We start from the raw sequence: 24346 nt of genomic DNA, 5'->3' as shown, positions 1-24346 counted from the left end.
CTCAATCCCAGTGATAGCGCAACGGGTTCTCAGCGCTGCCCAAGGGTGAACGGTATCCATTCAGGTTAATGGCGTCTCCGTCCGCTTGTGCTCGCAATTTATGGTTTAGAGCCAGGGTATCACGCAAATTGCTCAACCCTGCCGAAGTGACCAGTGCCAGGCGCATTCGATCCCCTTCAACAGAGAGCAGGTTAGCACTGCTGACCTGTGCCAACCCCTGTAGATAACCAGATGCCTTGGCATAATCAGCAAAACTGTCGATACCAGACAACTCAACAATCACCGCACCCAACTGATTGTCCTGGCCATTCGGGGACACCGCATAGCGCTGTGCAAGAATATTGGCCAGTTGGTTAACGCCGCGCAGAGCGACCTCTTCCAGCGAACCTCCGGCAGTATCGAAGGCATAGCTGCGACCACCGTGGATTAGCAACCAATCTGCCTGCCAGCGATGGCCTGAAGCTTGAAGCACCCGGCCCATCAAAGTGGCATCGGGGCTATAGCGAAAACCCGCCTTCTCAGCTGCTTGCTCATCCTGGGCCCAGAGAGCTCCCAGGGGCATATTGCGCTGGTCATTGAGATCCATTACAGGGAAATCCAGGGGGACACCGCGCTCGATAGCCATTGCCTCGAGTACAGAGAAGAGCTCCGGGGTCGCCTCTTCACTCAAAGCACTGCGGCCCTCTTGCAGGGTATCTACTGCAAGCCACACCAAAGTGCCGGGGCGATTGTTAGGCCACATGGGCAAGTTCATTTGATTAACTTGCCGGGAGATCGCTTGGGGATCAAAGGAAAGGTGCAAGTAGAGCTGATTGTCCTCACGGGTATAGCGATACCCCTGAACAAACTGCTGGGCATTTTTTAATATCGGCTGCACATTTGGGTTACTACCGACAGCGGCATCTCCCGTAACACGTACGAACACCCGTTCCAGGCCGCGACTTCCGGCTGCTGCACGATCCGTGGCTCCGCGACTCGACACAGCCTCGACAACTTCGTACAAATCCGAGATGACTCGAGCTTGGACCGGTAGGGCTAGAACACTGATGATCAGAGCCAGCAACTGCAACACCAATCCCTGCCGGAGCAGCTTGTGCATAGGACTTCTCTCCAAACCTCTTATTTTCCGCCCCTGAGCTTGCAGAAATTATTATCGATGTGCAAGACGCCAGATTTTAGGGCGGACTAAAAATTGCGGCTATTGTATCAGCGTCAGACGTTTCTCTCAGCCCCGAGTTCTCACTATCGGAGTGATTTCACAGTTCAAATGGTGAGAAAATGCCGAAATCCCCCTTCGAAATGCCGTCTGGGCGTGGCTCCCGAGGCAAGACCCAGATAGAATACGCGCCCTTCGAATACCCACCGCAGGAAGAATCATGAGCGATTCCAAGCCGCAATCTACGCAAACATCCCTCTCTTATAAAGATGCCGGTGTCGATATCGACGCAGGTAATGCACTGGTAGAGCGTATCAAAAATGTCGCCAAACGCACATCCCGCCCCGAGGTAATGGGCGGACTGGGCGGATTCGGCGCCCTGTGTGAACTACCAAGCGGCTATAAAGAGCCGGTTTTGGTTTCCGGCACCGACGGTGTGGGTACCAAGTTACGCCTGGCAATGGAGTTGGGCATTCACGACAGCATTGGGATCGATCTTGTCGCCATGTGTGTGAATGACCTGATCGTAGCCGGGGCTGAACCCCTCTTCTTCCTCGACTATTACGCAACCGGCAAACTCAATGTCGATATTGCTGCAGAAGTGGTAACCGGCATTGGTAAAGGCTGTGAGCTGTCAGGCTGCGCACTGGTCGGCGGCGAGACTGCCGAAATGCCCGGCATGTACGAAGGCGACGATTATGACCTGGCAGGCTTCTGCACCGGTGTCGTAGAAAAATCTGAAATCATCGACGGCAGCAAAGTTAAAGCTGGCGACGTATTGATCGGCTTGGCCTCCAGTGGGCCCCACTCCAATGGCTACTCCCTGATCCGCAAGGTTCTCGAAGTCAGCGGTGCCGATCTCCAGCAGGATATCGGCGGTGAAACCCTGGCCAAAGCGCTGATGGCCCCAACCCGTATTTACGTTAAAAACCTGCTGCAATTAATGAAGACCTTCCAGGTGAATGCGCTAAGCCATATCACTGGCGGCGGCTTACTGGAAAACCTGCCCCGCGTACTGCCCGAAGGCTGCAGCGCGCGTATTGATGTCACCAGCTGGGAAATGCCTCCTGTATTTAATTGGCTGCGTGATGCAGGCAATATCGATAGCCGCGAAATGTACCGCACGTTTAACTGCGGTGTTGGCATGGTTATTTGCGTGCCTGCAGAGCAATCCGAGTCGGCACTATCCGCTCTCAAGCAAATGGGCGAAGACGCCTTTGTCGTTGGCACTATCGAAGATGCCAAAGAAGGGGCGGAAGCAGTAGAGCTGGCGGGGCTGTAATGTCTTGTAGAGTTGCCGTATTAATCTCCGGTAGTGGCAGCAACCTGCAGGCTCTGCTGGATGCCGCCGCACAAGAGGACGCGCCTTTTTCCGTGACTGCAGTTGTCAGCAATAAGGCAGATGCCTATGGTCTGACTCGCGCAGAACAGGCAGGCGTTCCCACCTCTGTGGTGGATCACCGGGATTTCTCCAGCAGAGAAACCTTCGATCACGCCTTGATCGAAGAGATCGACAAGTGCAAACCAGATTTGGTTGTACTGGCTGGGTTTATGCGTATTTTGACACCCGACTTTGTGCGCCACTACAACGGCCGCCTGATCAACATTCACCCCTCCTTACTGCCGAAATACCAGGGCCTGCATACCCATAAGCGGGCACTGGAAGCCGGGGACAAAGAACACGGAGTAACCGTGCATTTTGTCACCGAGGAACTCGATGGCGGGCCACCTATCGTCCAAGCCATTGTTCCTGTAAAGGAGGGAGACACTCCAGAGCTACTGGCAAAGCGAGTGCAGGTTCAAGAACACATCATTTACCCCATGGCAGTTACCTGGTTTGCTCAACAGCGCCTGCAAATGGCAGATGATCGAGTTCAGCTGGATGGTGAATTACTACCTCACCACGGGGTTCAGGTTTCCGCATAAAACCAGACCTTGATAGCTGGCGGGGTAAAAGTCCTTCAATGTACTTTGCGCGCCTCGCCAGCTAGTATTCAAAAGGGTTCAGTTTTTTGTGGGATATCACAGTGCGCCTTTTTGCTACCTCTCTGTTTCTTTTTTTAATTACCGGCCAGGCAATTGCTGCTGAGCTGGAACCTTTCAAAGCCACCTACGCCGCCCGATTTAATGGGATCAGCATTACCGCCACTCGGGAATTGTCCGGACAGGACGGCAACTGGCGCCTGGACTTCGATAGCAGCGCCCTTTTTGCCAGCATTAAAGAGTACTCTCGCTTTACCAGCCAGGATGGCCATATCACCCCCCAACATTACGAATATCGCCGCAAAGGCCTTGGTCGAAATCGCGCCACGGTGCTTAATTTCGAACCATCAAAAGGTATGATCTTTAACGTCCATAATCCGGAGCGGGATCTCAAAGACGCCCCACCCAATATTCTTGACAAGGTGAGCTATCAAATCCAACTGGCACTCGATGTCGCCGCTGGAAAAACAGACCTTCAATACAAAGTTGCCGACGGCAAAAAAATTCGCGATTACAAATTCAGTCAAGTTGGCACTGAAACCCTAAAAACACCTCTGGGCCCGGTGGAGACAATTAAAGTCGCTCGAGTGAGAGATAAAGACTCAGGAAGAGAGACAACTGTCTGGATCGCACCGCAATGGAACTACGCTTTGGTGAAACTTATCCAAAGAGAAGAAAATGGCAAAAGGTATCAAATCAACCTGACAAATTTATCCATCAACGGCGAAAAAGTCGCTGCCAGCCAATAAATGGCCACATTTTCGACTGATGAAAAAAAATCCGTCGACTTGGATAGATTTTTGTCCCCATTGTCTTTATAAAGTCACTCCTCTCCCTCACTAGGGCAATGACGTATTGCTAGACTTTTTAGTAAGGGATTTGCTACGGAAGTGGAAGGTACTTATATAAGTCTAAAGGCCTTCCTGCCATGGCAGAGTTTTTTCCAACCTGTTTATGGCTTTCAGTAATCAGCAGACTTAGAGATGGGTTCTCATGAATAAAAAATACCTGCGACACGCAGTTCTGGCCGCAGCTATCAGCTCCGTTTCCCAAGGCGCTATGGCTGCAGGTTTCTACTTGCAGGAAACCAGTGCAACAGGCCTTGGCCGCGCATTTGCTGCCGAAAACACTATCGGCGACAACGCTGCAATTCTGGCGCGCAACCCAGCCGGTTCAGCTCTATTCAATACTTACACCATTTCTCTTGGTGCGACTTACGTTGACCCCGAAATCGATGTTGATGGTGATGTCACCTACTATGTCGGCAGTGAGGAAACTGGCTACCTGGGATTCGAAACTCCCGCGAGCGCCAAAGACTACGCCACCAGCGCGGTAATCCCCAACGGCTACCTGGCCGCCCCCATCAATGATGAGTGGTCCTGGGGCCTTGCCATGTACACCGACTTTGGCCTGGAAACTGATTTCCCGGATAACTTCCCTGCAACTACAATCGCCAACAAAACCTCTCTGCTGACCGTAAACATCCAGCCATCTGTTGCTTACGATTTTAACGATCAATTCAGCATTGGCCTGGCAGCGAATATTTTCTACGTTGATGCAGAACTGAACACCACCTTCCCCGATGACTTCCTGATCGGTGACGTTGTAGAACCCGTCTTAGGATTTAACCCCGCCGGCGCCACCGTGTTGGACGTAAAAGGGGATGCCTGGGACCTGAGCTGGACCATCGGCGGCCTGTGGCGCATCAGCGACAACACTCGCGCAGGTATTTCTTACCACGCTAAGTACGACCCCAAAATTAAGGGTGAAGTAAGCTCCGACATCGCTCCGAGCCCGCTGGATTCATTTGACGATACTTCCGGCAACCTGACCCTGAACCTGCCTGACACCCTGGAGCTGGGCTTCTACCACCGCTTCAACAATAACTGGGGTGTGGCGGTAGGCTACATGTGGACCAACTGGGACCGTTTCGAGCGCCTCGAAGCCTTTATCCCCTCCGCTGGTGAAGAGTACAACCCGCTTCTGCTGAAAGAAGAAAACTTCCAGAGCGGTTCTCGCTTCAGCATCGGTGGTGAATACTACCGCAATGACGAGTGGACCTTCCGCTTTGGTTACGCTTACGACCAAGGCGCAGCCCGCGACGGCTTAAACCGCGAAGAAACTGAAGAGCTCTCAGAGCTGGTAGATGAAGATCTCCCGATTACCTGGCGTACCCTGTCTATTCCTGACACTGATCGCCAGTGGCTGACTGTTGGCGGCACCTACTCACTGACTGACAAACTTACCGTTGATGGTGCTTTCGCCTACATCTGGGGTGATGACGAAGTTATCCAGGAAGCTAACAACATCAGCGACACCCTGATTACCTACTTCGATGGTGGCACCACCAAGACCGAAGCTTACCTGTTCAGCTTGGCTCTGAATTACCAGTTCTAAGTCACCTTAGATCTGATGAGAAGAAGGCTCTACCCCTGGTAGGGCCTTTTTTATTTCCAGCTATTATCCTCCTCACCTAAGCCTCCATTAACCCCACAACAATCCACTCACCAGAAAACTCCCCCTCACCCCCAATCCAAATACCACCAAAGCGTTAACACCGAAAAAAAGGGTTAGATATCTCCATCCTTAAATTTGATATAAGGAACGTCAAATCCTAAAACCAGATGAGTTTGCAAAATCATATTTCCTAACAACGTATTTAAATTATTTATTTTTGCTCAATCAATGGAATTTGGAGCTTATTTGTTTAACTTATCAATATTGTTCAAAATCGCCTTATTCAGAAAGCAGCCCCTATAAGCTCACATCACTGTTACTCAAGGATCTCTGAATAACTCCGTAATACCCCTGCAACCTCTCATTAACCGAGAGGGCTCACGCATGCATTGCAAACATAAAACCCACTTAAATTGTGAAGTAAGTCAAACTACAAGAGTAAAATCATGAAGTTGTCAGCAGTATTTATCTTGTTAATTTTAAGCCTGGATGTCGCAGCCTTCTCTATGGGAGACGCCATCAATACGGCTGGTCGACAAAGAATGCTATCCCAACGCATCACCCAGACTTACATCTTGCGCGGGATTCAACCGGATGCAGAGCGCCACGAAAAGGTATTTGCCCGATCAATTCACGAATTTAAAAAGAATCACGAGAAACTAAATAATTTTCATGGCGCAGAAAAGATCAGGGATCAACTTGTTAAAGTTGAAAGAGAATGGAAAGCGTTTGAGTCTGTCGCCTTACAACCCGTCAATAAACAAAGCGCCAGCGAATTATTTCAGCGCAGCAACTCCCTTCTTTCTGCTGCTCACACCTATGTGGTCCAACTCCAACAAGTCGCCAATCACAACAGCGCCGAACTCATTAATATCGCCGGCCGCCAGCGTATGCTCTCCCAGAGAATCGCCAAGAACTACGCTGCTAAACTTTGGGAAGTATCCTTGGATGATGCCGAAACCGGATTGCAAGAAGATCTCTCCGAATACTCCAACCGACTGAATCAGCTATTGGAGAGCCCCCTCAATACGCCAGAGATCAATGACAACCTACGAAAGGCAAAAGACCATCTGAGTTACGCCAGCCGGGGGTTTGAGGGAAATATGAAAATATCTGAAAAGCGCCAAATTCAGGTAATTACCGGCACCACGGATCTAATGCTACGCAATATGAACATCATTACTGAACAATATGCTGAATTGCTAAATTCAGGGGAGTAGGGATGAGAACGGATATTGAATTCAGGCCCAGCACCGAGGAAATCCTCCATAAACTGGCAACCCCTGAATTCCAAGCACTTAATCAGCAAGCTAATGACGAATCCATTAAACGTATGAAGCAAGCTGTGCCGATTTTGATCGGAATAGGTAAAGCTAGCGACAACATTCCCGGAATGCGGAAGAATTTAATTTTGCATGCCGGCCCCCCAATAACCTGGCAGCGGGCATCAGGTCCGTTAAAGGGCGCAATAATTGCCGGTCTAATTTATGAGGGGTTCGCTAAAGATAAAGCCGAAGCCGAACAGGTTATGGAGGAAGGCCAAGTTGATCTTGAGCCCTGCCACAACCACAATGCCGTCGGGCCAATGGCAGGTATTATTACCTATTCAATGTCTGTGTATATTGTCGAAGATAAGCTATCTGGTAATCGCGCTTACTCCAATCTCAGTGATGATCGTGCCGATTACCGCGGCAGCTCTATCCGCTTTGGTGTCTACGATAAATCAGCAATCAATTACCTTCGCTGGATAGAGGACGAAATTGCTCCCGTATTAAATCAAGCAATTCTAGATGAAGGCGGGATTGATTTTATACCGATCATTGGCCGCAGCCTCCTTATGGGGGACGACTGCCATGTCATGACTAATGCCGCAACACTGATTTTCTCCAGAATTTTAATGCCGGGAGTTATTCGGGCCAGTAAAAAGCGAAAAGATATTGAAAAGATTGCGAACCAAATTTACAAGGATGAGACATTCCCGTTGAACCCAATCATGGCCACCTGCAAACTTGTTTCCGATGCAGGCAGCGGTATTCCTCACAGCAGTATTATCACAACCATGGCTCGTAATGGGACGGAATTTGGTATTCAAGTTTCAGGGTTGGACAAGGCCTGGTTTACCGGTTTGGCTGGGGTTGGCCATGGATTATTAATGCCGGGCATCACTCCTGCAGATGTCAATCGAGATATGGGAGACAGCGCCATCACAGAGACTATGGGTTTTGGCGGCACCCACAAAATATTCTCAGGAACATACCAAGATAACATCGACAACATACTGAAAATGTACGATATCTGTCACTCGGAAAGTGACTTTGTCGTTACTCCGGGCATCGAGGGGAGAGGCGCCCCTCTTGGATTCGACCTACTTAAAATTATCAGGACCGGTACAACACCAACAATTAATTCTGGCTTGGCCCACAAAAGCATGAACCGTTATCAAGTCGGTACTGGGTCTCTCCACCCCCCGCTGGAAGCATTTTTAAATGCTGCTGCCAGCTTTCTAAATTCTGAGGAAGAGCAACCCCCTGTCCACTAATAACTGAGTCTCACAACTAATTCCTAAGATTCATATTTCACGTGCGCATAAAACAGAAAAAGGGGCAAAGCCCCTTTTTCTAATACCGACAAAATTGAAAGCTCAGATTACCAACCGCACTGACGCCCTTGGTTCTGCTCTTCCAGGTATGCCATCAGCGGCTGGAAGTAATCGATAATGGCGGAAGCATCCAGGTCGCGCTGACCGGTGAGCGCTTCCATAGCATCCGGCCAGGGCTTGCTTGCACCCATTGCCAACATAGCGCGCAGCTTCTTACCAGCCTCATCATTCTGGTAGATCGAGCAGCGGTGCAGCGGTCCGGTTTCACCAGCGGCTTCACACAGCGCACGGTGGAATTGAAACTGCTGGATACGCGCCAGGAAGTAGCGAGCGTAAGGTGTATTACCGGGGATATGGTACTTGGCACCCGGATCGAAGTTCTCTTCGGAGCGCTCTACCGGAGCGGCAATGCCCTGGTAATCTTCACGCAGTTTCCACCAGGCTTTGTTGTAATCTTCCGGCTTCACCTCACCGTTGAATACCTGCCAGCGCCACTTATCAACGAGCAGACCAAATGGCAGGAAGGCGATCTTATCCAGCGCCTGCTGCATCAGGTAACCGATATCTTTACTCTCATCCGGCACCTCATTCATCAGACCGATTTCCTTCAGGTACTTCGGCGTGATGGAAAGCGCGATAGTGTCGCCAACAGCTTCGTGGAAACCGTCGTTAGCGCCATTTTTATAGAGGAAAGGCTGATCTTTATAGATGCGCTGGTAGAAGTTGTGGCCCAATTCGTGGTGGATGGTAACCAGGTCTTCACCCGTTTTATTGATACACATCTTGATGCGGAGATCGTCCTGCCCATCCATATTCCAGGCACTGGCATGACAAACTACATCGCGATCGCGTGGCTGGGTGAACTGAGAGCGCTCCCAGAAAGTTTCCGGTAGAGGCTTAAAGCCCAGGGAGGTGAAGAACTTCTCCCCCACTTTAACCATGTCTTTTTCACTCATGCCGGAATCAACCACCAGCTGAGTCAGATCATAGGGCGCCTGCATGTCATCGTCTTTGACTATGTCATAGACGTTACCCCACTCCTGGGCCCACATATTACCCAGCAAGTGCGCAGGGATTTTACCCTGAGCCGGCACTACGTCATCGCCGTAATGCTCATTCAACTTGGCGCGAACATGGCAGTGCAAAGCTTCGTACAACGGCTTCACTTTACCCCACTGGGTATCCATATCCGCAGCAAAGGCATCCGGAGCCATATCGTATTTGGAGCGCCAAAAAACACTTAGGTTGTCATAACCCAATTCTTTGGTACCGGCATTACCAATCTCCACCTGGCGCTCATACAGAGGCTTCATGGGAGGAGAAACTTTACGCCAACCAACCCACAGATCCTTGAGCAACTCAGGATCGCGATTAGTCGCCATCACCTGCCCCATCTCGGTCAGGGTATAGCACTTTTCTTCACCGGCATCTTCGCGGCAGTATTTACCGGCACCGTACATGCCCTGCATTTTTGAGCCAATTTGCGCCAGCTCAGAAGTTAATGCCGGATCTTTCGGCGCGGGGAAAACCAAACCCTGCTTCAACATGGTCAACTGACGACGGGTATCCGGGTCCAGGTCCAGGTCGTTAAATTTGGCGGCCTCTGAAGCCAGCTCCACTGCCAGGGTGGTGTATCGCTCTGAAGCCAAAGCCTCTACATATTGGGAATCAATATTGATATAGGTAGAAGCAAGCCAAGCCGCATGACTTGCCTCTTGCCCCATTTTTTCCAAGCGAGCCTGGGCATCATTTAGGAAAGCTTGCGCATCTTTGGCTGTCAGCTGGGAATTCTCAGCTGGACTTTCCGCAGTCGCCTGAGCCACACCAACCGGTTTTACCGCTTGCTGCCCACTGTCACAGGCAGACAGTGCAACGGCAACCGCTATCGAGAGAGCAACTTTTTTCATTTTCTCCTCAAGAATCATTTTTAGATCTGCTTATAGTTGACGCCGTTTATAGCATAAGCCCCACACAATCAGCGACGGCAAGGCCGAAGATCGAGCCAGATCGACACAAAATCCCCTTTTATATCGTCTTTGCGGGAAAAAATTTGGTAAGGAAAAGAGTAAAAACCCAGGACACGGTCGAGCAAAACACTCTCAACGGGGATTTTTCAGGGGATGATTTTTGAAACAAAGAAGGGAGAGATTGGAGGCAGCCCAACCAGCAACACCCTCGGCACATGATACCACTGCTACCGTTGCTCCCTTCCGGGCCTGGCGGAGTTCACAGCTGCTCATTGCGAGGGGACCGGGAGGGCCGCCACAACGATCTTCGGTGCCAGTGCATCCGAAGAGGGCGCGATTATAGAGGCATAAACGAATAAGATCCAGCCCTATTAACAGGTTATAATAAACGACTACTATCTCACCCCCTGCAAAGAGTTACTCATGCACTTGTTTGTCGATAATTTAACCAACGTTGACTTCAGCTACCTCGACTCAAAACGAGGCATCGTAGGCGAGACCTGGCTGGCAAACGCAGCCCTTGATGGCGCCTTGGATGAACAGGGGATGGTTTGCGACTTTGGCATAGTGAAAAAGACCCTGAGGCATTGGCTGGATGATCAAGTCGACCACCGCCTCCTGGTACCTACCCGCTCACCCCAACTGACCCTGGAGCACAATGGAGACCAGGTTAACCTGACCTGGCTACTGGAAAGCGGGGCCTCTATTAAAGTGTCAGGTCCAGAACAAGCTTTCGCCTTAGTGGACGCCGAGGTAATTACTCCTGAGAGCGTCGCCGTCTGGTGTGTCCAGCAACTGGCCAGCCACTTCCCCGATAGCGTGGAGAAGCTCAAACTCAGCTTCCACTGTGAAGTGATTGAAGATGCTTTCTACCACTACAGCCATGGCCTGAAGAAACACCTTGGCAACTGCCAGCGTATCGCCCATGGACACCGTTCACGAATTCAGGTCATGACGGGTGGCCAACGCAATGCAGAGCTGGAAAAGTACTGGGCTGAGCGCTGGGAAGATATCTACCTCGGCACTCGCGAGGATCTGGTTTCAACCACTGTCGATGATCGCGGTGAGGAAATCCATAACTTTGCTTACAGCGCACAACAGGGAAACTTCACCCTTTCCATTCCTGCCAAGGTTTGTGAAATTCTTGACTGTGATACCACGGTGGAGCAGTTGGCCCAATATATCGCCAACACCCTGGCGGCAAAAGAACCGGGGAAAGCGATTACCGTAAGAGCCTACGAAGGTATTGGCAAAGGCGCGATTGCTTCAGCTCAAATCAGCTAATCCAGCCCATAGCACCGACACCGTTATAAATTGAAGTACCAAGGCGCCCGACTTTGAACCTGATTGTTTTACAAAAGCACGACTTTATTAGTCCCAATCGCGTCCGCCTGAGTGGACGCCAGCTGGAGCATATCACCAAGGTTCACAGAGCAGCACCGGGACAACAACTTCGTGTCGGACTGCTCGACGGGCAAATAGGTAGTGGCGAGATTGTTACGCTCGACGAGAAGTGCGTTGAGCTTGAAGTGGCATTCGCAATCGATCCGCCCCAGCCATTACCTCTCACACTTATTTTGGCCCTGCCTCGCCCCAAAATGCTCAAGCGGGTTATCCAGCACCTGACTGCTCTCGGGGTCAAAAAACTGGTTCTGATCAATAGTTACCGGGTCGAAAAGTCTTACTGGCAAACCCCTTGGTTGCAGGAAGACAAACTCTTTGAGCAATGCCTGCTCGGACTCGAGCAGGCTGTCGATACGCAAATGCCGGAAATTCTGTTGCGTAAACGCTTTAAACCGTTTGTCGAAGACGAGCTCCCTTCCCTTTCCAGTGACTCTCGTAAACTGGTGGCCCATCCAGTAGGGGGAACGGCTTGCCCTGTGGACATAAAGCAACCGACCACTTTAGCCATTGGCCCTGAAGGCGGCTTTATCAGTTATGAAGTCGAGAAGCTCCAGGAAGCAGGCTTTCAATCCGTTCACCTGGGTCCACGTATTTTGCGGGTAGAAACTGCACTACCAGTACTAATTAGCCGGTTATTTCCCGCTTTTTAAATTACTCAAATTTTTGAGGCTCTAACTCACTTTCACGGGGTCTCTAAACACCTGTTTGATCTATTGTGTTTTAAAACATAGAGCAAGCTTTTACGAAAGCTTAACCACCCATACTTCAATTGTTCAAATAAACCCCGCTAAAGTTACCTACCTCTCACGATGAGACAATTGCGTAATTTAGCAATCAATATTTCATCAATTTGTCACAATTAAGTCATATTTTGCGCCCTCGTTTTACCACCTTACGGTCGAATTACTATGAGCGTATTCTTAAGCCGGCTAAAGCAAACCCTTTCCCTCCTTCTTCTTGGGGTGGCCTTGGCTGCTGCAACTTCCACAGCCCAAACCCGCTTCCCTCCCGATACATCGGGCCTGCTTTTTACATTACACGGCTCTAATACTGTCGGCGCAAAGCTGGCGCCCAACCTGGTGAGCGATTACCTCGAAGCCCGTGGTGGCAGTAATCTGGAGATTATCCCTTTAGGGACAGAAAATGAGGTTCGAGTGCAAGGGGATCTCGGTGGCAATAAAATTTATGTCGATATTGCGGCACACGGTTCAAGCACTGGATTTAAAGGCCTTGAACGGTCCCAGGCCAATATCGCCATGGCTTCGCGACCAATAAAAGATGCTGAGCACGCAGCGCTGAGTCGCTTTGGAGATATGCGCGGTCAAGGTGCAGAACATGTTATTGCCATCGATGGACTCGCCATTATTGTTCACCCTCAAAACCCCATTACTCAATTAACCCTGCAACAAATAGCAGCAATATTTTCCGGGAAAATTACCGACTGGTCTGAAGTGGGCGGGCGGAAAGGTCGTATCAAAGTTCTGGCGAGAGATAATCAGTCCGGTACCTGGGATACGTTTAAAAGCTTAGTGCTCGGGAAAAAGCACTCCCTTATTACTAATGCAAAACGCTTCGAATCGAATGATCAATTGTCAGACCGTGTTTCGGCGAATCCCAACAGTATTGGGTTTGTCGGCTTGGCGTCTATTCGACGGGCCAAGGCAGTGTCAGTATCCGATCAGAACACCCAACCGCAAGCTCCAGAGCATCTGACAATCGCAACCGAGGATTACCCCCTCTCCCGCCGTCTATTTCTCTATACCGCTGCTTACGGTTTAAAACCCGTCGCCGAAGAGTTCCTGCACTTTGTGCAGAGCGAGCAGGGGCAGGAGCTGGTAAAGGCCACTGGATTTGTCGCGCAGACGCCAATCGGTGTAAAACCCGAAGCCAACCGAGATGGGCCCAGCGAATACCTGAAATTAACGGAAAATGCAGAGCGCCTGAGCATTAACTTCCGTTTCTCTGAAGGCAGCGCCTCTTTAGATAACAAGGCAAAACAGGATATACAGCGACTTGTCCGCTTTATGCAAAAGCCTGAGAACAGCCACAAGCGACTACTATTGATCGGGTTTGGCGATGAAAAAGTCAGTGAGGGGCGCTCAATCGTTTTATCAAAACTACGCGCAGTTACCGTTCGCTCCGCTCTAAGGGATCACCAGATTAATACAGCACCGGTTCAGGGCTTTGGTGCCTATCTGCCGGTAGCCTCCAACAACTCCAGCTCAAAGATAAAAAATCGCCGGGTAGAAATCTGGGTTATTTAACCCTAGCCCTAAACCCCTCTCCCTCTTGAGGCGACAAGGAAGTCCCTCAGCACCCTTTCTGTTTTTCCTTCTCCTCTTCCCCAGTTTTTCCCTAAACAACACATCCAGCTTTTTCTAAAGCATAAATAACGCGCATAAAAAAGCCGCGTAAACACGCGGCTATCAATTAGTGGCTATGCCACCAGGTCTCACAGAGAGGAACGCAAAGAGCGCTCCGGGGGAAACTTCCCAACAACAAGCGCGTTACCGCTTATTTACAATGTGGCCGCCCACAGGCGGCCACCGGGGGTAATTAAGCTACAGCGTCTTCCGCTACTGCTTGTTTTTGCAGAGCCAGTTTGGGATCTACAAACTCGTAACCCAATACGTCGGCTACGGCTTGGTAGGTCACCATGCCAGCGTGAACATTCAGGCCTTCCAGCAGGTTGGAGTCGTCCAACAGTGCCTGCTTGGCACCTTTGTTTGCCAGGGCTACCGCGAAAGGCAGGGTGGCATTGTTCAGGGCCATAGTGGAGGTGCGAGCTACACCGCCGGGCATGTTGGCAACACAGTAGTGAACGACACCATCAACTACGTAAGTAGGCTCTTGGTGAGTAGTCGCCTTGGAAGTCTCGAAACAACCGCCCTGGTCAATAGCAACGTCAGCTACAACTGCGCCTTTCTTCATGCGGCTGATAATGTCGCGGGTCAGCAGTTTGGGGGCTGCCGCGCCAGGAATCAGAACCGCACCAACAACCAGGTCAGCTTCCAATGCGTGCTTTTCAATAGCATCGTTAGTGGAGTACTCAGTGCGAACCGCGCCACCGAAAATATCGTCCAGCTGACGCAGACGCGGTAGGGAACGGTCGAGGATAGTAACGTCAGCACCCATACCCAGGGCCATCTTCGCTGCGTTAGTACCAACAACACCGCCACCGATAATCAGGACTTTAGCGGGAGCTACACCGGGAACACCGCCGAGCAGTACGCCGAGACCACCCTGGGCTTTTTCCAGGTGGTGGGCACCGCACTGTACAGACATACGACCGGCAACTTCAGACATAGGCGCCAGCAGAGGCAGGCCACCGAAGCGGTCGGTTACAGTTTCATAAGCGATGCAGGTAGCGCCGGATTTCACCAGCAGCTCAGTTTGTTTGGGGTCTGGAGCCAGGTGCAGATAGGTGTACAGAACCTGCCCAGGGCGCAGCATTTCGCACTCGTGGGGCTGGGGCTCTTTTACCTTGACGATCATATCGGCAGTGGCAAAAATCTCTTCCGGAGTATCGATAATCTTGGCGCCGGCTTGAACGTACATCTCATCGGGGAAACCAATAGCGGCACCACCATCCTTCTGTACGATCACTTGGTGGCCGTGGCCAACCAGTTCGCGAACACTCGACGGCGTCAGGCCAATACGATACTCGTGGTTCTTAATCTCTTTAGGGACGCCAATCAACATTTTCCTTCTCCTCGCTCTGTGCGCTCGGTACTGCCTTAATCAAATAGGAGTACCTAATTTCTATGTTTTCCCCAGTATAAGAACAGATAAGAAGTGGATATTTAGTAGATTTTTGATAAAACTAGTGGAATCCACTAATAACCCTGTCGCCAAGTCTATTTTTTGACCATGTCGACCAATTCGGAGTCAGCAGTTATGCGCAAACGTGCGGGAGAGCTAAGTACCATCGACCGGAACATATTGCGTGTTCTACAAAAGAATGGGAGAACCAGCTATGCCGAGCTGGCCCGACAGGTGGGATTGACCGCGACCCCCTGCGTCGAACGGGTCAAGCGCCTGGAAAATGACAATGTTATTCAGGGCTACACCGCCTTGATCAACCCGGAGTACCTCGATGCTGCCCTGGTGGTTTTTGTACAGATCAGATTGAATCGATCCGCACAGGACGCCTTTGAGGAATTTCGCAACGCCGTGGCCGCCCTGCCGGAAGTGCAGGAGTGTTATCTGGTATCCGGGAATTTCGATTACCTGATCAAAGCCCGGGTGGCGGATATGAGTGCCTACCGCAAGTTCTATGGCGAAACGCTTTTGACACTGCCGGAGGTGCAGGAGTGCACCAGCTATGTGGTGATGGAAGAAGTCAAAGAGACATTAGAAGTACCGGTTCACTACAACCGATAGCGGGATAGATCGATGAGTGGCCGCAGCCACTCATCTGCATAAACCGACAATCAGTATTGAATGCCCAGTTTCCGGTAAATAAAACCAATCACCCAGGCGGGGCCGATCAACAGGAATTGTAAGTCCTTAAAGAAAGAGGGTTTCTTGCCTTCGATATGGTGACCAATAAATTGGAATACCCACATGATCACGAAAAGGGCCAGTGCCGTCTGCCAGATGGGCACCCCCAGGCGCTCCAATACCGACCAAGCCCACAAACACAGAACCGTTAACCCCGTCATTCCCAGGGCAATAGGAAACGACATCGCGAAATAAAACAGAAGAATCGGGATTGTCACCACGACAGCCCAGTTCAGCCAGGGAATTGTCGCCATAAATTCCGGCTGCGGAACTGCCCACAAAAGTCCGGCCACAGTTGCATAAATTACGGGAACAGCAATCCAATGAATGGATTTGTTGATCGGATTCTGATGACTCTCACCATACTCGGAAAACCACTGCTGGGCACTGCGCATGACAATCTCCTCATTCTTATATTGTTATTGTCAGAGCAATAATAATCCCCAACCCATGGATATCAATCAATGGCCGAAAATACCACGAGGCCTACAAAACGTGGCTTTTAGCGCCTAACGTAGGCATCCAACTGGGATAGATAGAGATCCGCCATCGATTTATCGAAACAACAGAATACAACCTGCTGCGGCGCCCCCTCCTTCTCCTGAAATTGCTGCACCTGCTCTACAGCCACCTCTACGGCCAGCTCCGGGGGGTAGTCGTAAACGCCACAACTGATCGCCGGAAAAGCAATCGAGCGCATATTTTCGCGCCGAGCCAATGCCAGGCAGTGCCGATAACAGCTGGAGAGCAGCTCGGGCTCACCCAAACTGCCGCCGCGCCAAACAGGCCCAACCGTGTGGTAGATACGTTTTACGGGAATGGAATAAGCGCCAGTGGCGCGCACTTCACCAACAGGACAACCGCCCAAACTGCGGCAGGCCTCCAGTAGATTGGGCCCCGCTGCGCGGTGTATGGCCCCATCGACACCACCGCCTCCCAAGAGACGGCTGTTGGCAGCATTGACGATTACATCGACGTGCAATCGAGTGATATCACCGAGATGAACTTTGATCACTCAGCATCTCCAACCGCTATTTGAATAATTGCTGCGGATGGAAATCCATTTCACTTCACAACAGTCGCACCTTTGCCAGAGATGCGTCCCTAGCGCGGCTGGTCTGTCTCGGCCCGAGCGAGTCGCTCGGGCTCAAGTCCTGCCCTGCCCCCTCAACCAAGCAACTTGCGGTGCTGTGAGGCAACGGCTTCCGGGCACTTCGTCAGCGCGCTCACTAACACGATAGCAGCTGAAGAGAAAACAAAACCCGGCAACAGCTCATAAACATCAAAAATGCCACCGGAGAGTTGCTCCCACACCACAACGGTGAGGCCGCCAACGATAACACCGGCAATAGCGCCACTACCGGTCATACGGGACCAGTAGAGACTGATCAACAACGCCGGGCCAAAGGCAGCGCCCAGACCAGCCCAGGCGTAACTCACCACATCCAGAACCTTGGAATCCGGGTCCATCGCAATCCACACAGCGATCAGCGATAGAGCAACCACCGCCCAGCGCCCCACTTTCACCATGGCTTCCGGAGTGGTCTCACGACCAAACCAAACGTGGTAAATATCCTCCGCCAGCGCAGCCGAGGACACCAACAGCTGGGAGTCTGCCGTACTCATAATGGCAGATAGAATCGCCGCCAAAAGAACACCGGCAACTAGCGGATGGAACAGCACCTGCACCATTTCCATAAACACAGTTTCGCCATCTGGCAGGCTCTGCTGGATTTCCAGGTGGGCAAACAGGCCTACCGCCATTGCACCCAAGAAACCGGCCAGGGACCAAACCGCCGCCACTGTCGCCGCAACCGGAATATCGTTAGGGCTGCGCACCGCCATAAATCGCGCCAAGATATGCGGCTGGCCGAAGTAGCCCAGTCCCCACGCAAGGGAACTGAGTATCGCCACCAGGCTTAAGGTTTGCCCGGTGTTATCGGTCATCCAATGGGTCAGCTGTGGCATCTCCGTTTGCAGGCGAGTCCAGCTGGCAGAAAAACCACCCTGGTCAGAAATAACAACGAGAGGCACCGCAATCAGCGCCGCACTCATCAGCAGTCCCTGGAACACATCGGTCCAGGACACCGCCAAAAACCCGCCAAACAGGGTGTAAGAAATAACGGCAACCGCACCGATAATCACCGCCCAGCGATAATCCCAGCCAAACACCGTTTCAAACAATTTGCCGCCGGCAATCAGGCCCGAAGCCACATAGAAAAGGAAAAATAGAAGGATGAATATCGCGCAGACGGTGCGCAGATAGGGGTGCCCCATCTTAAACCGACGATCCAGATAAGCTGGCACCGTTAGGGAGTCGTCCAGCTCATAGGTGTAGATGCGCAGGCGCCGGCCCATTGTCACCCAGCTCAGAACGATGCCGGAGAAAAGGCCAATTGCGATCCAACCGGCAGAGAGCCCCGCCGCATAGGCCGCGCCTGGCAACCCCAGGAGCAGCCAGCCACTCATATCCGAGGCCCCGGCAGACAGGGCCGCCACAGCCGGCGGCAGGGAACGGCCACCGAGGAAATAGTCGCTGGCATTTTTTGTACGCATATAGGCGTAAATACCGATAACAACAATCAACGCCAAATAGGCGACAAAAGTAAGGGCGATCAGCCACTCGGCGGCCATAAGGGATTCCTTCTGATCAAACTGGGGTGGTACTTGGCGCGGGAATAGTCTGCGTTTTCCTGCTCAATTTTTCAGCGCATTGAGCTATGGAAAGAGCACCACCTAAAAATTGTTATGTTTATTGCGCGTAAATCTACCCATAAGGTGGCGCCGACTCAATCAGCAAACTACATATATGTTGGATACAACTACAGAAAAAAAGACAACACTATGGGCATTTGTCTGGACGAGCTCCGACTCCAGGTTATCCGTCCAACCCTCAAGCACTTGAGAGCCTGGAGCCAGGGCATGGAGAATCTCCTTCTGGGAACCGCCGCCCAGGAGTCACAATTGGGCTTCCACCTCAAACAGGGACGGCGCCACGGGCTGGGTATTTACCAAATCCAGCCCCACACCCACCGGGAAATCTGGGATCAATACCTGATCGATCACCCAAGCCTCGCCTCAAAAGTGCGGGGGCTGGCGAGCCAGCGGGATTTTCTCGATCACCCCCACAGCGAACTGACCACCAACCTGCGCTATGCCACAGCCATCGCCTGGCTGATTTACAGGTCGGCCGAGGTGCACAAGATCCAGGAGGAGGAAACCTCAGACGTGGCCAATATGGCGCGCCTCTGGCATCAGCACTTTCACCACGGGCCCAGTGCCAGTCCCCGGGACTTTGAATGCAGTTACGCGCAACTGGTCAGCGGTGCAGATCCTACAGATTCAGCGCCTCGATATACTGGGGCTCCACTTCCTGAGCATCCTCAGGCTCCCAAGAATTCACCTGGCGCTGGATTGAATGGTCAGGACGCTCGACAGCCGACGGCGTAGAGCGATCCAGTTCCAGACTCTCAAAATCGTAGAGGTCCCTGTCCGCCAATTGTGACGGGGACACCCGGGTAATCGCGGCGAAAATATTCTCGCTGCGGCCTGGGAATTTCTTATCCCACTCCCGCACCATCTGCTTGATCGCCTGGCGCTGAAGGTTCTCCTGGCTGCCGCACAGGTTGCAGGGAATAATCGGGAACTGCTTGTACTCGGCGTACTGGGCGATGTCCTCTTCGCGGCAATAGGCGAGCGGACGGATCACGATATTGCGGCCATCGTCGGCGCGCAGTTTGGGCGGCATCGCCTTGAGGCGACCACCGTAAAACATATTCAGGAACAGGGTCTCGACGATATCGTCTTTGTGATGGCCCAGTGCCACCTTGGTGGCGCCAATTTCTTCAGCAAAGCCATACAGGGTGCCACGGCGCAGACGGGAGCAGAGCCCGCAAGTGGTCTTGCCCTCAGGCACCACTTCCTTCACGACCGAGTAGGTATCCTTCTCGACAATATGGTGGGGAACACCCAGAGACTGCAGGTATTCCGGCAGGATATGCTCGGGGAAGCCCGGCTGTTTCTGATCCATATTGACCGCCACCAGTTCAAAGTTAACCGGCGCTGTCCTCTGCAAATTCAGCAGCACATCCAGCATGGCGTAGGAATCCTTACCGCCGGACAAACAGACCATAATCTTGTCGCCCTCTTCAATCATGTTGAAGTCGGCGATGGCGCGGCCCACATGGCGGCGCAGGCGCTTTTGCAGCTTATTAAACTCGAGCCGCTCGCGGCGGTTTTCCAATTCGGGCATGGTGTCTCTCTAACTCATTCGCGACCAGTGACCGGGCCCAGAGTACCGGCACAAAACCTTAAACTTTGGGACCAGATCCAGGCTTTCCTGTTCCTGGGGGCGCGATTGTACGCATTTCGATCACGGAGTACACGACTCACCAGCCGCCTTCTCACCCAACAGGGACTTCACGCAGGGCCAGACATGATCCAGCAGGGCCGGCTGCGCCTTAGCGGTGGGGTGGATACCGTCGGATTGCATAGCGCCCTGCTCCAGGGCCACGGTTTCCAACAGGAAGGGCACCAGGGCGACCTCTTCGGCCTTGGCTACTTTGGGGAATACAGCGGCAAAAGCCTCGGTATAAGCGCGGCCGTAGTTCGGTGGGATACGCATCCCCAACAGCAGGACTTCGGCCCCGGAATCTTTAGCCAGCTTGACCATCTGCTGCAAATTGCGCTGCAAACTCTGGGGTGGGTAGCCGCGCAGACCGTCGTTACCGCCCAACTCGACAATCAGCCACTGGGGATTGTGCTCTTCCATCAGGCGCGGCAGCCGCGTCAGCCCACCTGCAGAGGTCTCCCCACTGATGCTGGCATTGACCACCTTCACCGGGCGCCCCTTCTCCTGCAAGCGCTCTTGCAACAGGTTGACCCAGCCCAGCTCCTCATCGATACCGTAGGCCGCACTTATGCTATCCCCTAATACGAGCAGAGTGCCGGGCTTGTTGGCACTCAGTGCCAGATTGGGGACCGACAGCATCAGCACCAAGCCGAACCGAGTCAGTAACTGCCGAAAAAAGGCTGTTGTCATGTCATACTCTCCAAAAATCTCGCGTATCCGCAAAGGGAATACAGTATGTCCGCCATTCTCACGGCAGAAAACCTCTATCACAGGGTCTCCACCAGCGAAGGGCCACTGACCCTATTAAACAATATCTCCCTGAAAGTCGCCCGTGGCGAGAGCCTCGCTGTGACCGGGGCCTCAGGTTCCGGCAAGTCCACCCTGCTCGGCCTGCTGGCGGGATTGGACAAACCTACCGAGGGCAAGATCTGGCTGGCGGGTGACGAGATCACCGCCATGGACGAAGAGCAGCGCGCCGCGGTGCGCGCCCGCTGCGTGGGCTTTGTATTCCAGACTTTCCAGCTGCTGCCCGGCCTTACCGCCCTGGAAAATGTGATGCTACCGAGCGAATTGCGCGGTGAGCGGGGCGCCGCCAAGCGGGCGGAAGAGTTTCTCGCCCGGGTGGGCCTGGAACAGCGACTACGCCACTACCCGCGCCAGTTATCCGGCGGTGAACAACAGCGGGTGGCCATTGCCCGGGCCTTTGCCAGCTTTAGCAGCAAAGATGCCATCCTCTTTGCCGACGAACCCACCGGCAGCCTCGACGCCGGCAACGGGGCCAAAATTATCGACCTGCTGTTTAAACTCAACGAAGAGTCTGACACCACCCTGGTGCTGGTGACTCACGAACAGCGACTGGCAGAGCGCTGTGCCTCCCACCTGCATATGTCGGCAGGCGCTGTAGATTCTTACGCTCCGCTTATCGACGGGGACAACCTGTCGGAGGTATCCGCCTGATGCTGCCACTCAGACTGCTGTTCAGGGACTGGCGCGGTGGCGAGTTGGCGCTGATTGCCTCGGCCCTGGTTTTGGCTGTTACCTGTGTCACTGCGATCGCCCATTTCACCGACCGCCTTACCCGCGCCATGGAGCAGCAATCCCTCACCTTCCTGGCCGCAGAGCGGGTGCTGCGCAGCAGCAAACCCGTGGATAGCGCATGGCTGGAGGAAGCCGACAAAAAGGGATTGGAACAGGCCCAGATAGTCCAGTTTTCATCCATGATCTCCGCCAACGACCAGTTCCAGTTTGTCTCGGTCAAAGCCGTCGACAAAGGCTATCCATTGGTGGGGCAACTGGAAATCAGCAAGGCCCAGGGCGGCCCTAGTGAAGTGGCACCACAAGGTCCTCCCCCGGGAGAAGCCTGGGTGGAATCCCGCCTTCTACCTTTGATGGGAATCCGGCTCGGCGATCCTATCGCCCTCGGCGACACCCAACTGAAAGTGACAGCCATACTGGAGCGGGAACCCGACCGGGGCACCAGCCTGTTTGATATGGGTGCGCGACTGCTAGCCAATACCGCCGACCTGCCCGCCGCAGGGGTGATCCAACCCGGCAGCCGTGTGCGCTACCGCTATCTGTTTGCCGGTGATGACCAAGTCCTGAAGGATTACTTTGACTGGCTCAAACCTCAGCTGACTGAACACCAGCGGATTTTGGACCTGCGCGAAGGCCAGCCCCGGGTTGCCTCTGCCCTGGACAGAGCCGAGTCCTTCCTGTTTCTCGCCGCCAGCCTGGCTGTACTGCTCGCCAGTGTCGCCGTTGGCCTGGCAGCCAGACGCTACGGACTCCGCCACGGCGCCTACGTAGCCGTAATGAAAAGCCTCGGCGCCGGGCGCAACAAAATTCTCGGTATCTACCTGGGACAGTTGGCCGCCCTCACCCTGATTGCCACCGCTATCGGGCTGGCACTGGGCACCTTTATCCAGAGCCAGGCGGTCAACCTGATGGAAGGGTTCTTCCCGGTTCAACCCCCGGCCACCAGCTGGAGCCCACTGCTGATTGGACTCGCCACCGGCCTCGCCTGCGCCCTGGGATTTGCCTTGCCGCCGCTTTTCCGCCTGGCGCGCACAGATCCGATGCAAACCCTGCGGCACGACTGGAGCAATCCTGACAGACGCGAATGGCTCGGGTTGATTCTCGGCCCCAGCGCCATGTTGCTTCTGATCTGGTGGCTGTCCGGCAGTCTGCTTATGACGCTCGCCTTGTTTGTCGGCATGCTCCTATTGGTAGCAGGCAGCGCCCTGGTTAACCGACTCCTGGTGCGCGGCAAGCTGGCTTCCCTGGGCGGCGCCTGGCGTATTGCCCTGGGCAGCCTGCAACGCCGCGCCGCGTTTAACACCCTATTGATTGCCGCTTTTGGCACCGGATTATTGGCCATGCTGGCCATGGTCTTTGCCCGCACCGCCCTGGTGGACGAATGGCGAATGCAATTACCGGAAAAAGCCCCCAACCACTTTCTCCTGAATATCGCCCCCCACGATGTTCCAACCATGGAAAACATGCTGGCAGAGGGCGAGGTGAGCAGCACCGAGTTTTACCCCATGGTACGCGGCCGTTTGGTGGCGATTAACGGCGTCTCGATTAAAGAGAAAAAAGATCGTCCCGGTGGTGTTCGCCGGGAGTTAAACCTGAGCTACACCGATACCCTGGCGCCGGACAACCGTATTTTGGAAGGCGAGTGGTGGGACAAGGCCAGCGAAGGGGTTTCAGTCGAAGTGGAGCTGGCAGCCCAGCTGGAACTGTCACTGGGAGATCAATTGCGTTTCTCTATCGGCGGCCTCGAAGTAGAAGCCCCGGTAGCCAGCTTCCGCTCGCTGGACTGGAACAGCATGCGCCCCAACTTCTATATGATATTTGCACCGGGCACTATCGATGATTTCCCGGCTACCTATATCACCAGTTTTTACCTCCCACCGGAGGACAAGCTACTGGTCAACGACCTGGTTCGCGCCTTCCCCAGCGTCAGCGTGATAGAGCTGGATAAGATCATCCAGCGTATCCGCGACACCATTAACCAGGTGTCCTTTGCCATCGAATCGGTAATGGCCCTGATGCTGGTTGCCGGGGTCCTGGTTTTAATCGCCGGTGTCCGCGCCAGTATCGCCGAGCGATTGCAGGAAGCGGCAATTATCCGCACACTGGGAGGCCGCAGGCGCTTGTTGCTGAGAAGCCTGATACTGGAATTTGGCCTACTGGGTTTTGCCGCCGGTTTGCTCGCGGCTATCGGTGCGGAAGCCACCTTGGCCGTGCTGTCTTATTGGGTCTTTGAACTGCCGGTGATATTGCACCCAGTCCTTTGGCTAACCGGACCACTCACCGGTGCAGTACTGGTGGGCACCGCCGGTACCCTGGCCTGTTACAGCTCGATCAGCCAGCCCCCGCTCAGAGTACTGCGCGAACTGGCCTAACTGATGATTATCGGCTCT

21 protein-coding genes and 1 other RNA gene are annotated in these 24346 nt (G+C 53.1%); 13 read left to right on the top strand and 9 right to left on the bottom strand.

The genetic code is table 11. The annotated features are described in order from the left end of the window. Position 1: 1 nt before the first annotated feature. A complete protein-coding gene (locus ACJJI1_RS13795) occupies positions 2-1099 on the bottom strand; it encodes a DUF2066 domain-containing protein (protein WP_282931682.1) in 1098 nt (365 codons plus the stop codon). Between the two features lie 277 nt (positions 1100-1376). Here ACJJI1_RS13795 and purM point away from each other — a divergent pair, with 277 nt between their 5' ends. From purM to ACJJI1_RS13765, 6 genes are all read left to right on the top strand, one after another. Continuing rightward, a complete protein-coding gene (gene purM / locus ACJJI1_RS13790) occupies positions 1377-2438 on the top strand; it encodes a phosphoribosylformylglycinamidine cyclo-ligase (protein WP_444957007.1) in 1062 nt (353 codons plus the stop codon). Then, positions 2438-3082 (top strand): phosphoribosylglycinamide formyltransferase, encoded by a 645-nt coding sequence (gene purN / locus ACJJI1_RS13785; RefSeq protein WP_444927017.1) that lies wholly within the window; start codon positions 2438-2440, stop codon positions 3080-3082. The genes purM and purN overlap by 1 nt, the downstream gene beginning before the upstream one ends. A 101-nt stretch (positions 3083-3183) precedes the next feature. Further along, positions 3184-3888, top strand: coding sequence for a DUF3108 domain-containing protein (locus ACJJI1_RS13780; protein WP_282931679.1), 705 nt, complete (start codon positions 3184-3186; stop codon positions 3886-3888). Between the two features lie 244 nt (positions 3889-4132). Beyond that, positions 4133-5536 (top strand): OmpP1/FadL family transporter, encoded by a 1404-nt coding sequence (locus ACJJI1_RS13775; protein WP_444942450.1) that lies wholly within the window; start codon positions 4133-4135, stop codon positions 5534-5536. A gap of 506 nt (positions 5537-6042) precedes the next feature. Then, positions 6043-6816: a type IV pili methyl-accepting chemotaxis transducer N-terminal domain-containing protein gene (locus ACJJI1_RS13770; protein ID WP_444942451.1), complete on the top strand. Its 774-nt coding sequence runs from the start codon at positions 6043-6045 to the stop codon at positions 6814-6816. Between the two features lie 2 nt (positions 6817-6818). Further along, positions 6819-8135, top strand: coding sequence for a YlbE family protein (locus ACJJI1_RS13765; RefSeq protein ID WP_444894813.1), 1317 nt, complete (start codon positions 6819-6821; stop codon positions 8133-8135). Positions 8136-8242: 107 nt separating this feature from the next. Here ACJJI1_RS13765 and ACJJI1_RS13760 read toward each other — a convergent pair whose 3' ends face one another. Continuing rightward, positions 8243-10102 (bottom strand): M2 family metallopeptidase, encoded by a 1860-nt coding sequence (locus ACJJI1_RS13760; RefSeq protein WP_444894814.1) that lies wholly within the window; start codon positions 10100-10102, stop codon positions 8243-8245. A 251-nt stretch (positions 10103-10353) separates the two neighbouring features. After that, positions 10354-10451, bottom strand: an RNA gene (ffs, locus tag ACJJI1_RS13755) — signal recognition particle sRNA small type. A gap of 134 nt (positions 10452-10585) precedes the next feature. On the opposite strand from ffs, the gene ACJJI1_RS13750 reads away from it, so the two are divergent. The 3 genes from ACJJI1_RS13750 (at position 10586) to ACJJI1_RS13740 (ending at position 13830) form a co-directional block, all read left to right on the top strand. Beyond that, the gene (locus tag ACJJI1_RS13750) at positions 10586-11446 is read left to right on the top strand and encodes a 6-carboxytetrahydropterin synthase (RefSeq protein WP_444957006.1); all 861 of its coding nucleotides are present in this window, start codon (positions 10586-10588) and stop codon (positions 11444-11446) included. Positions 11447-11499: 53 nt separating this feature from the next. After that, the gene (locus ACJJI1_RS13745; RefSeq protein WP_413664784.1) at positions 11500-12216 is read left to right on the top strand and encodes a 16S rRNA (uracil(1498)-N(3))-methyltransferase; all 717 of its coding nucleotides are present in this window, start codon (positions 11500-11502) and stop codon (positions 12214-12216) included. 258 nt (positions 12217-12474) lie between these two features. Then, a complete protein-coding gene (locus tag ACJJI1_RS13740; RefSeq protein ID WP_444957005.1) occupies positions 12475-13830 on the top strand; it encodes a substrate-binding domain-containing protein in 1356 nt (451 codons plus the stop codon). A gap of 292 nt (positions 13831-14122) precedes the next feature. Here the strand turns inward: ACJJI1_RS13740 and ald are convergent, their stop codons facing one another. Continuing rightward, entirely contained in the window at positions 14123-15268 is a 1146-nt protein-coding gene (ald, locus tag ACJJI1_RS13735; RefSeq protein ID WP_413664782.1) for an alanine dehydrogenase, read from the bottom strand. A 195-nt stretch (positions 15269-15463) separates the two neighbouring features. Between ald and ACJJI1_RS13730 the strand changes: the two genes are divergently transcribed. Beyond that, positions 15464-15949 carry an Lrp/AsnC ligand binding domain-containing protein gene (locus tag ACJJI1_RS13730; RefSeq protein WP_108732211.1) on the top strand — a complete coding sequence of 162 codons (486 nt, stop codon included), beginning with the start codon at positions 15464-15466 and terminating at the stop codon, positions 15947-15949. 50 nt (positions 15950-15999) lie between these two features. Here the strand turns inward: ACJJI1_RS13730 and ACJJI1_RS13725 are convergent, their stop codons facing one another. From ACJJI1_RS13725 to putP, 3 genes are all read right to left on the bottom strand, one after another. After that, on the bottom strand, positions 16000-16464 hold the full coding sequence (locus ACJJI1_RS13725) for an Mpo1 family 2-hydroxy fatty acid dioxygenase (RefSeq protein ID WP_108732210.1): 465 nt from the start codon (positions 16462-16464) through the stop codon (positions 16000-16002). Positions 16465-16571: 107 nt separating this feature from the next. Next, positions 16572-17084 carry an O-acetyl-ADP-ribose deacetylase gene (locus ACJJI1_RS13720; protein WP_413664781.1) on the bottom strand — a complete coding sequence of 171 codons (513 nt, stop codon included), beginning with the start codon at positions 17082-17084 and terminating at the stop codon, positions 16572-16574. A gap of 152 nt (positions 17085-17236) precedes the next feature. Further along, positions 17237-18703: a sodium/proline symporter PutP gene (gene putP, locus ACJJI1_RS13715; protein WP_444957004.1), complete on the bottom strand. Its 1467-nt coding sequence runs from the start codon at positions 18701-18703 to the stop codon at positions 17237-17239. A 114-nt stretch (positions 18704-18817) separates the two neighbouring features. Here putP and ACJJI1_RS13710 point away from each other — a divergent pair, with 114 nt between their 5' ends. Next, positions 18818-19519 (top strand): hypothetical protein, encoded by a 702-nt coding sequence (locus ACJJI1_RS13710; protein WP_444935259.1) that lies wholly within the window; start codon positions 18818-18820, stop codon positions 19517-19519. On the opposite strand, the gene ttcA is transcribed toward ACJJI1_RS13710, so the two are convergent. Continuing rightward, a complete protein-coding gene (gene ttcA / locus ACJJI1_RS13705; RefSeq protein ID WP_444912358.1) occupies positions 19404-20321 on the bottom strand; it encodes a tRNA 2-thiocytidine(32) synthetase TtcA in 918 nt (305 codons plus the stop codon). The two genes, ACJJI1_RS13710 and ttcA, sit on opposite strands and share 116 nt — an antisense overlap. 120 nt (positions 20322-20441) lie before the next feature. Then, the gene (locus ACJJI1_RS13700) at positions 20442-21110 is read right to left on the bottom strand and encodes an arylesterase (protein ID WP_282931664.1); all 669 of its coding nucleotides are present in this window, start codon (positions 21108-21110) and stop codon (positions 20442-20444) included. Positions 21111-21155: 45 nt separating this feature from the next. Between ACJJI1_RS13700 and ACJJI1_RS13695 the strand changes: the two genes are divergently transcribed. Further along, a complete protein-coding gene (locus tag ACJJI1_RS13695) occupies positions 21156-21878 on the top strand; it encodes an ABC transporter ATP-binding protein (protein ID WP_413664779.1) in 723 nt (240 codons plus the stop codon). Next, a complete protein-coding gene (locus ACJJI1_RS13690; RefSeq protein ID WP_444957003.1) occupies positions 21878-24328 on the top strand; it encodes an ABC transporter permease in 2451 nt (816 codons plus the stop codon). The genes ACJJI1_RS13695 and ACJJI1_RS13690 overlap by 1 nt, the downstream gene beginning before the upstream one ends. The last annotated feature ends 18 nt before the right edge of the window (positions 24329-24346 follow it).

This window comes from Microbulbifer maximicatervae (SeqCode), from assembly GCF_052467065.1.
This window is presented reverse-complemented; position numbering and strand designations above follow the sequence as displayed.

Coding starts and splice junctions, on each gene's coding strand:
- ACJJI1_RS13750 (WP_444957006.1), top strand. CDS start 10,586: ATGCACTTGTTTGTCGATAATTTAACCAACGTTGACTTCAGCTACCTC.
- ACJJI1_RS13700 (WP_282931664.1), bottom strand. CDS start 21,110: ATGACAACAGCCTTTTTTCGGCAGTTACTGACTCGGTTCGGCTTGGTG.
- ACJJI1_RS13710 (WP_444935259.1), top strand. CDS start 18,818: ATGTTTATTGCGCGTAAATCTACCCATAAGGTGGCGCCGACTCAATCA.
- purN (WP_444927017.1), top strand. CDS start 2,438: ATGTCTTGTAGAGTTGCCGTATTAATCTCCGGTAGTGGCAGCAACCTG.
- ttcA (WP_444912358.1), bottom strand. CDS start 20,321: ATGCCCGAATTGGAAAACCGCCGCGAGCGGCTCGAGTTTAATAAGCTG.
- ACJJI1_RS13760 (WP_444894814.1), bottom strand. CDS start 10,102: ATGAAAAAAGTTGCTCTCTCGATAGCGGTTGCCGTTGCACTGTCTGCC.
- ACJJI1_RS13740 (WP_444957005.1), top strand. CDS start 12,475: ATGAGCGTATTCTTAAGCCGGCTAAAGCAAACCCTTTCCCTCCTTCTT.
- ACJJI1_RS13695 (WP_413664779.1), top strand. CDS start 21,156: ATGTCCGCCATTCTCACGGCAGAAAACCTCTATCACAGGGTCTCCACC.
- ACJJI1_RS13775 (WP_444942450.1), top strand. CDS start 4,133: ATGAATAAAAAATACCTGCGACACGCAGTTCTGGCCGCAGCTATCAGC.
- ACJJI1_RS13765 (WP_444894813.1), top strand. CDS start 6,819: ATGAGAACGGATATTGAATTCAGGCCCAGCACCGAGGAAATCCTCCAT.
- ACJJI1_RS13770 (WP_444942451.1), top strand. CDS start 6,043: ATGAAGTTGTCAGCAGTATTTATCTTGTTAATTTTAAGCCTGGATGTC.
- ACJJI1_RS13690 (WP_444957003.1), top strand. CDS start 21,878: ATGCTGCCACTCAGACTGCTGTTCAGGGACTGGCGCGGTGGCGAGTTG.
- ald (WP_413664782.1), bottom strand. CDS start 15,268: ATGTTGATTGGCGTCCCTAAAGAGATTAAGAACCACGAGTATCGTATT.
- ACJJI1_RS13795 (WP_282931682.1), bottom strand. CDS start 1,099: ATGCACAAGCTGCTCCGGCAGGGATTGGTGTTGCAGTTGCTGGCTCTG.
- putP (WP_444957004.1), bottom strand. CDS start 18,703: ATGGCCGCCGAGTGGCTGATCGCCCTTACTTTTGTCGCCTATTTGGCG.
- ACJJI1_RS13725 (WP_108732210.1), bottom strand. CDS start 16,464: ATGCGCAGTGCCCAGCAGTGGTTTTCCGAGTATGGTGAGAGTCATCAG.
- ACJJI1_RS13730 (WP_108732211.1), top strand. CDS start 15,464: ATGCGCAAACGTGCGGGAGAGCTAAGTACCATCGACCGGAACATATTG.
- purM (WP_444957007.1), top strand. CDS start 1,377: ATGAGCGATTCCAAGCCGCAATCTACGCAAACATCCCTCTCTTATAAA.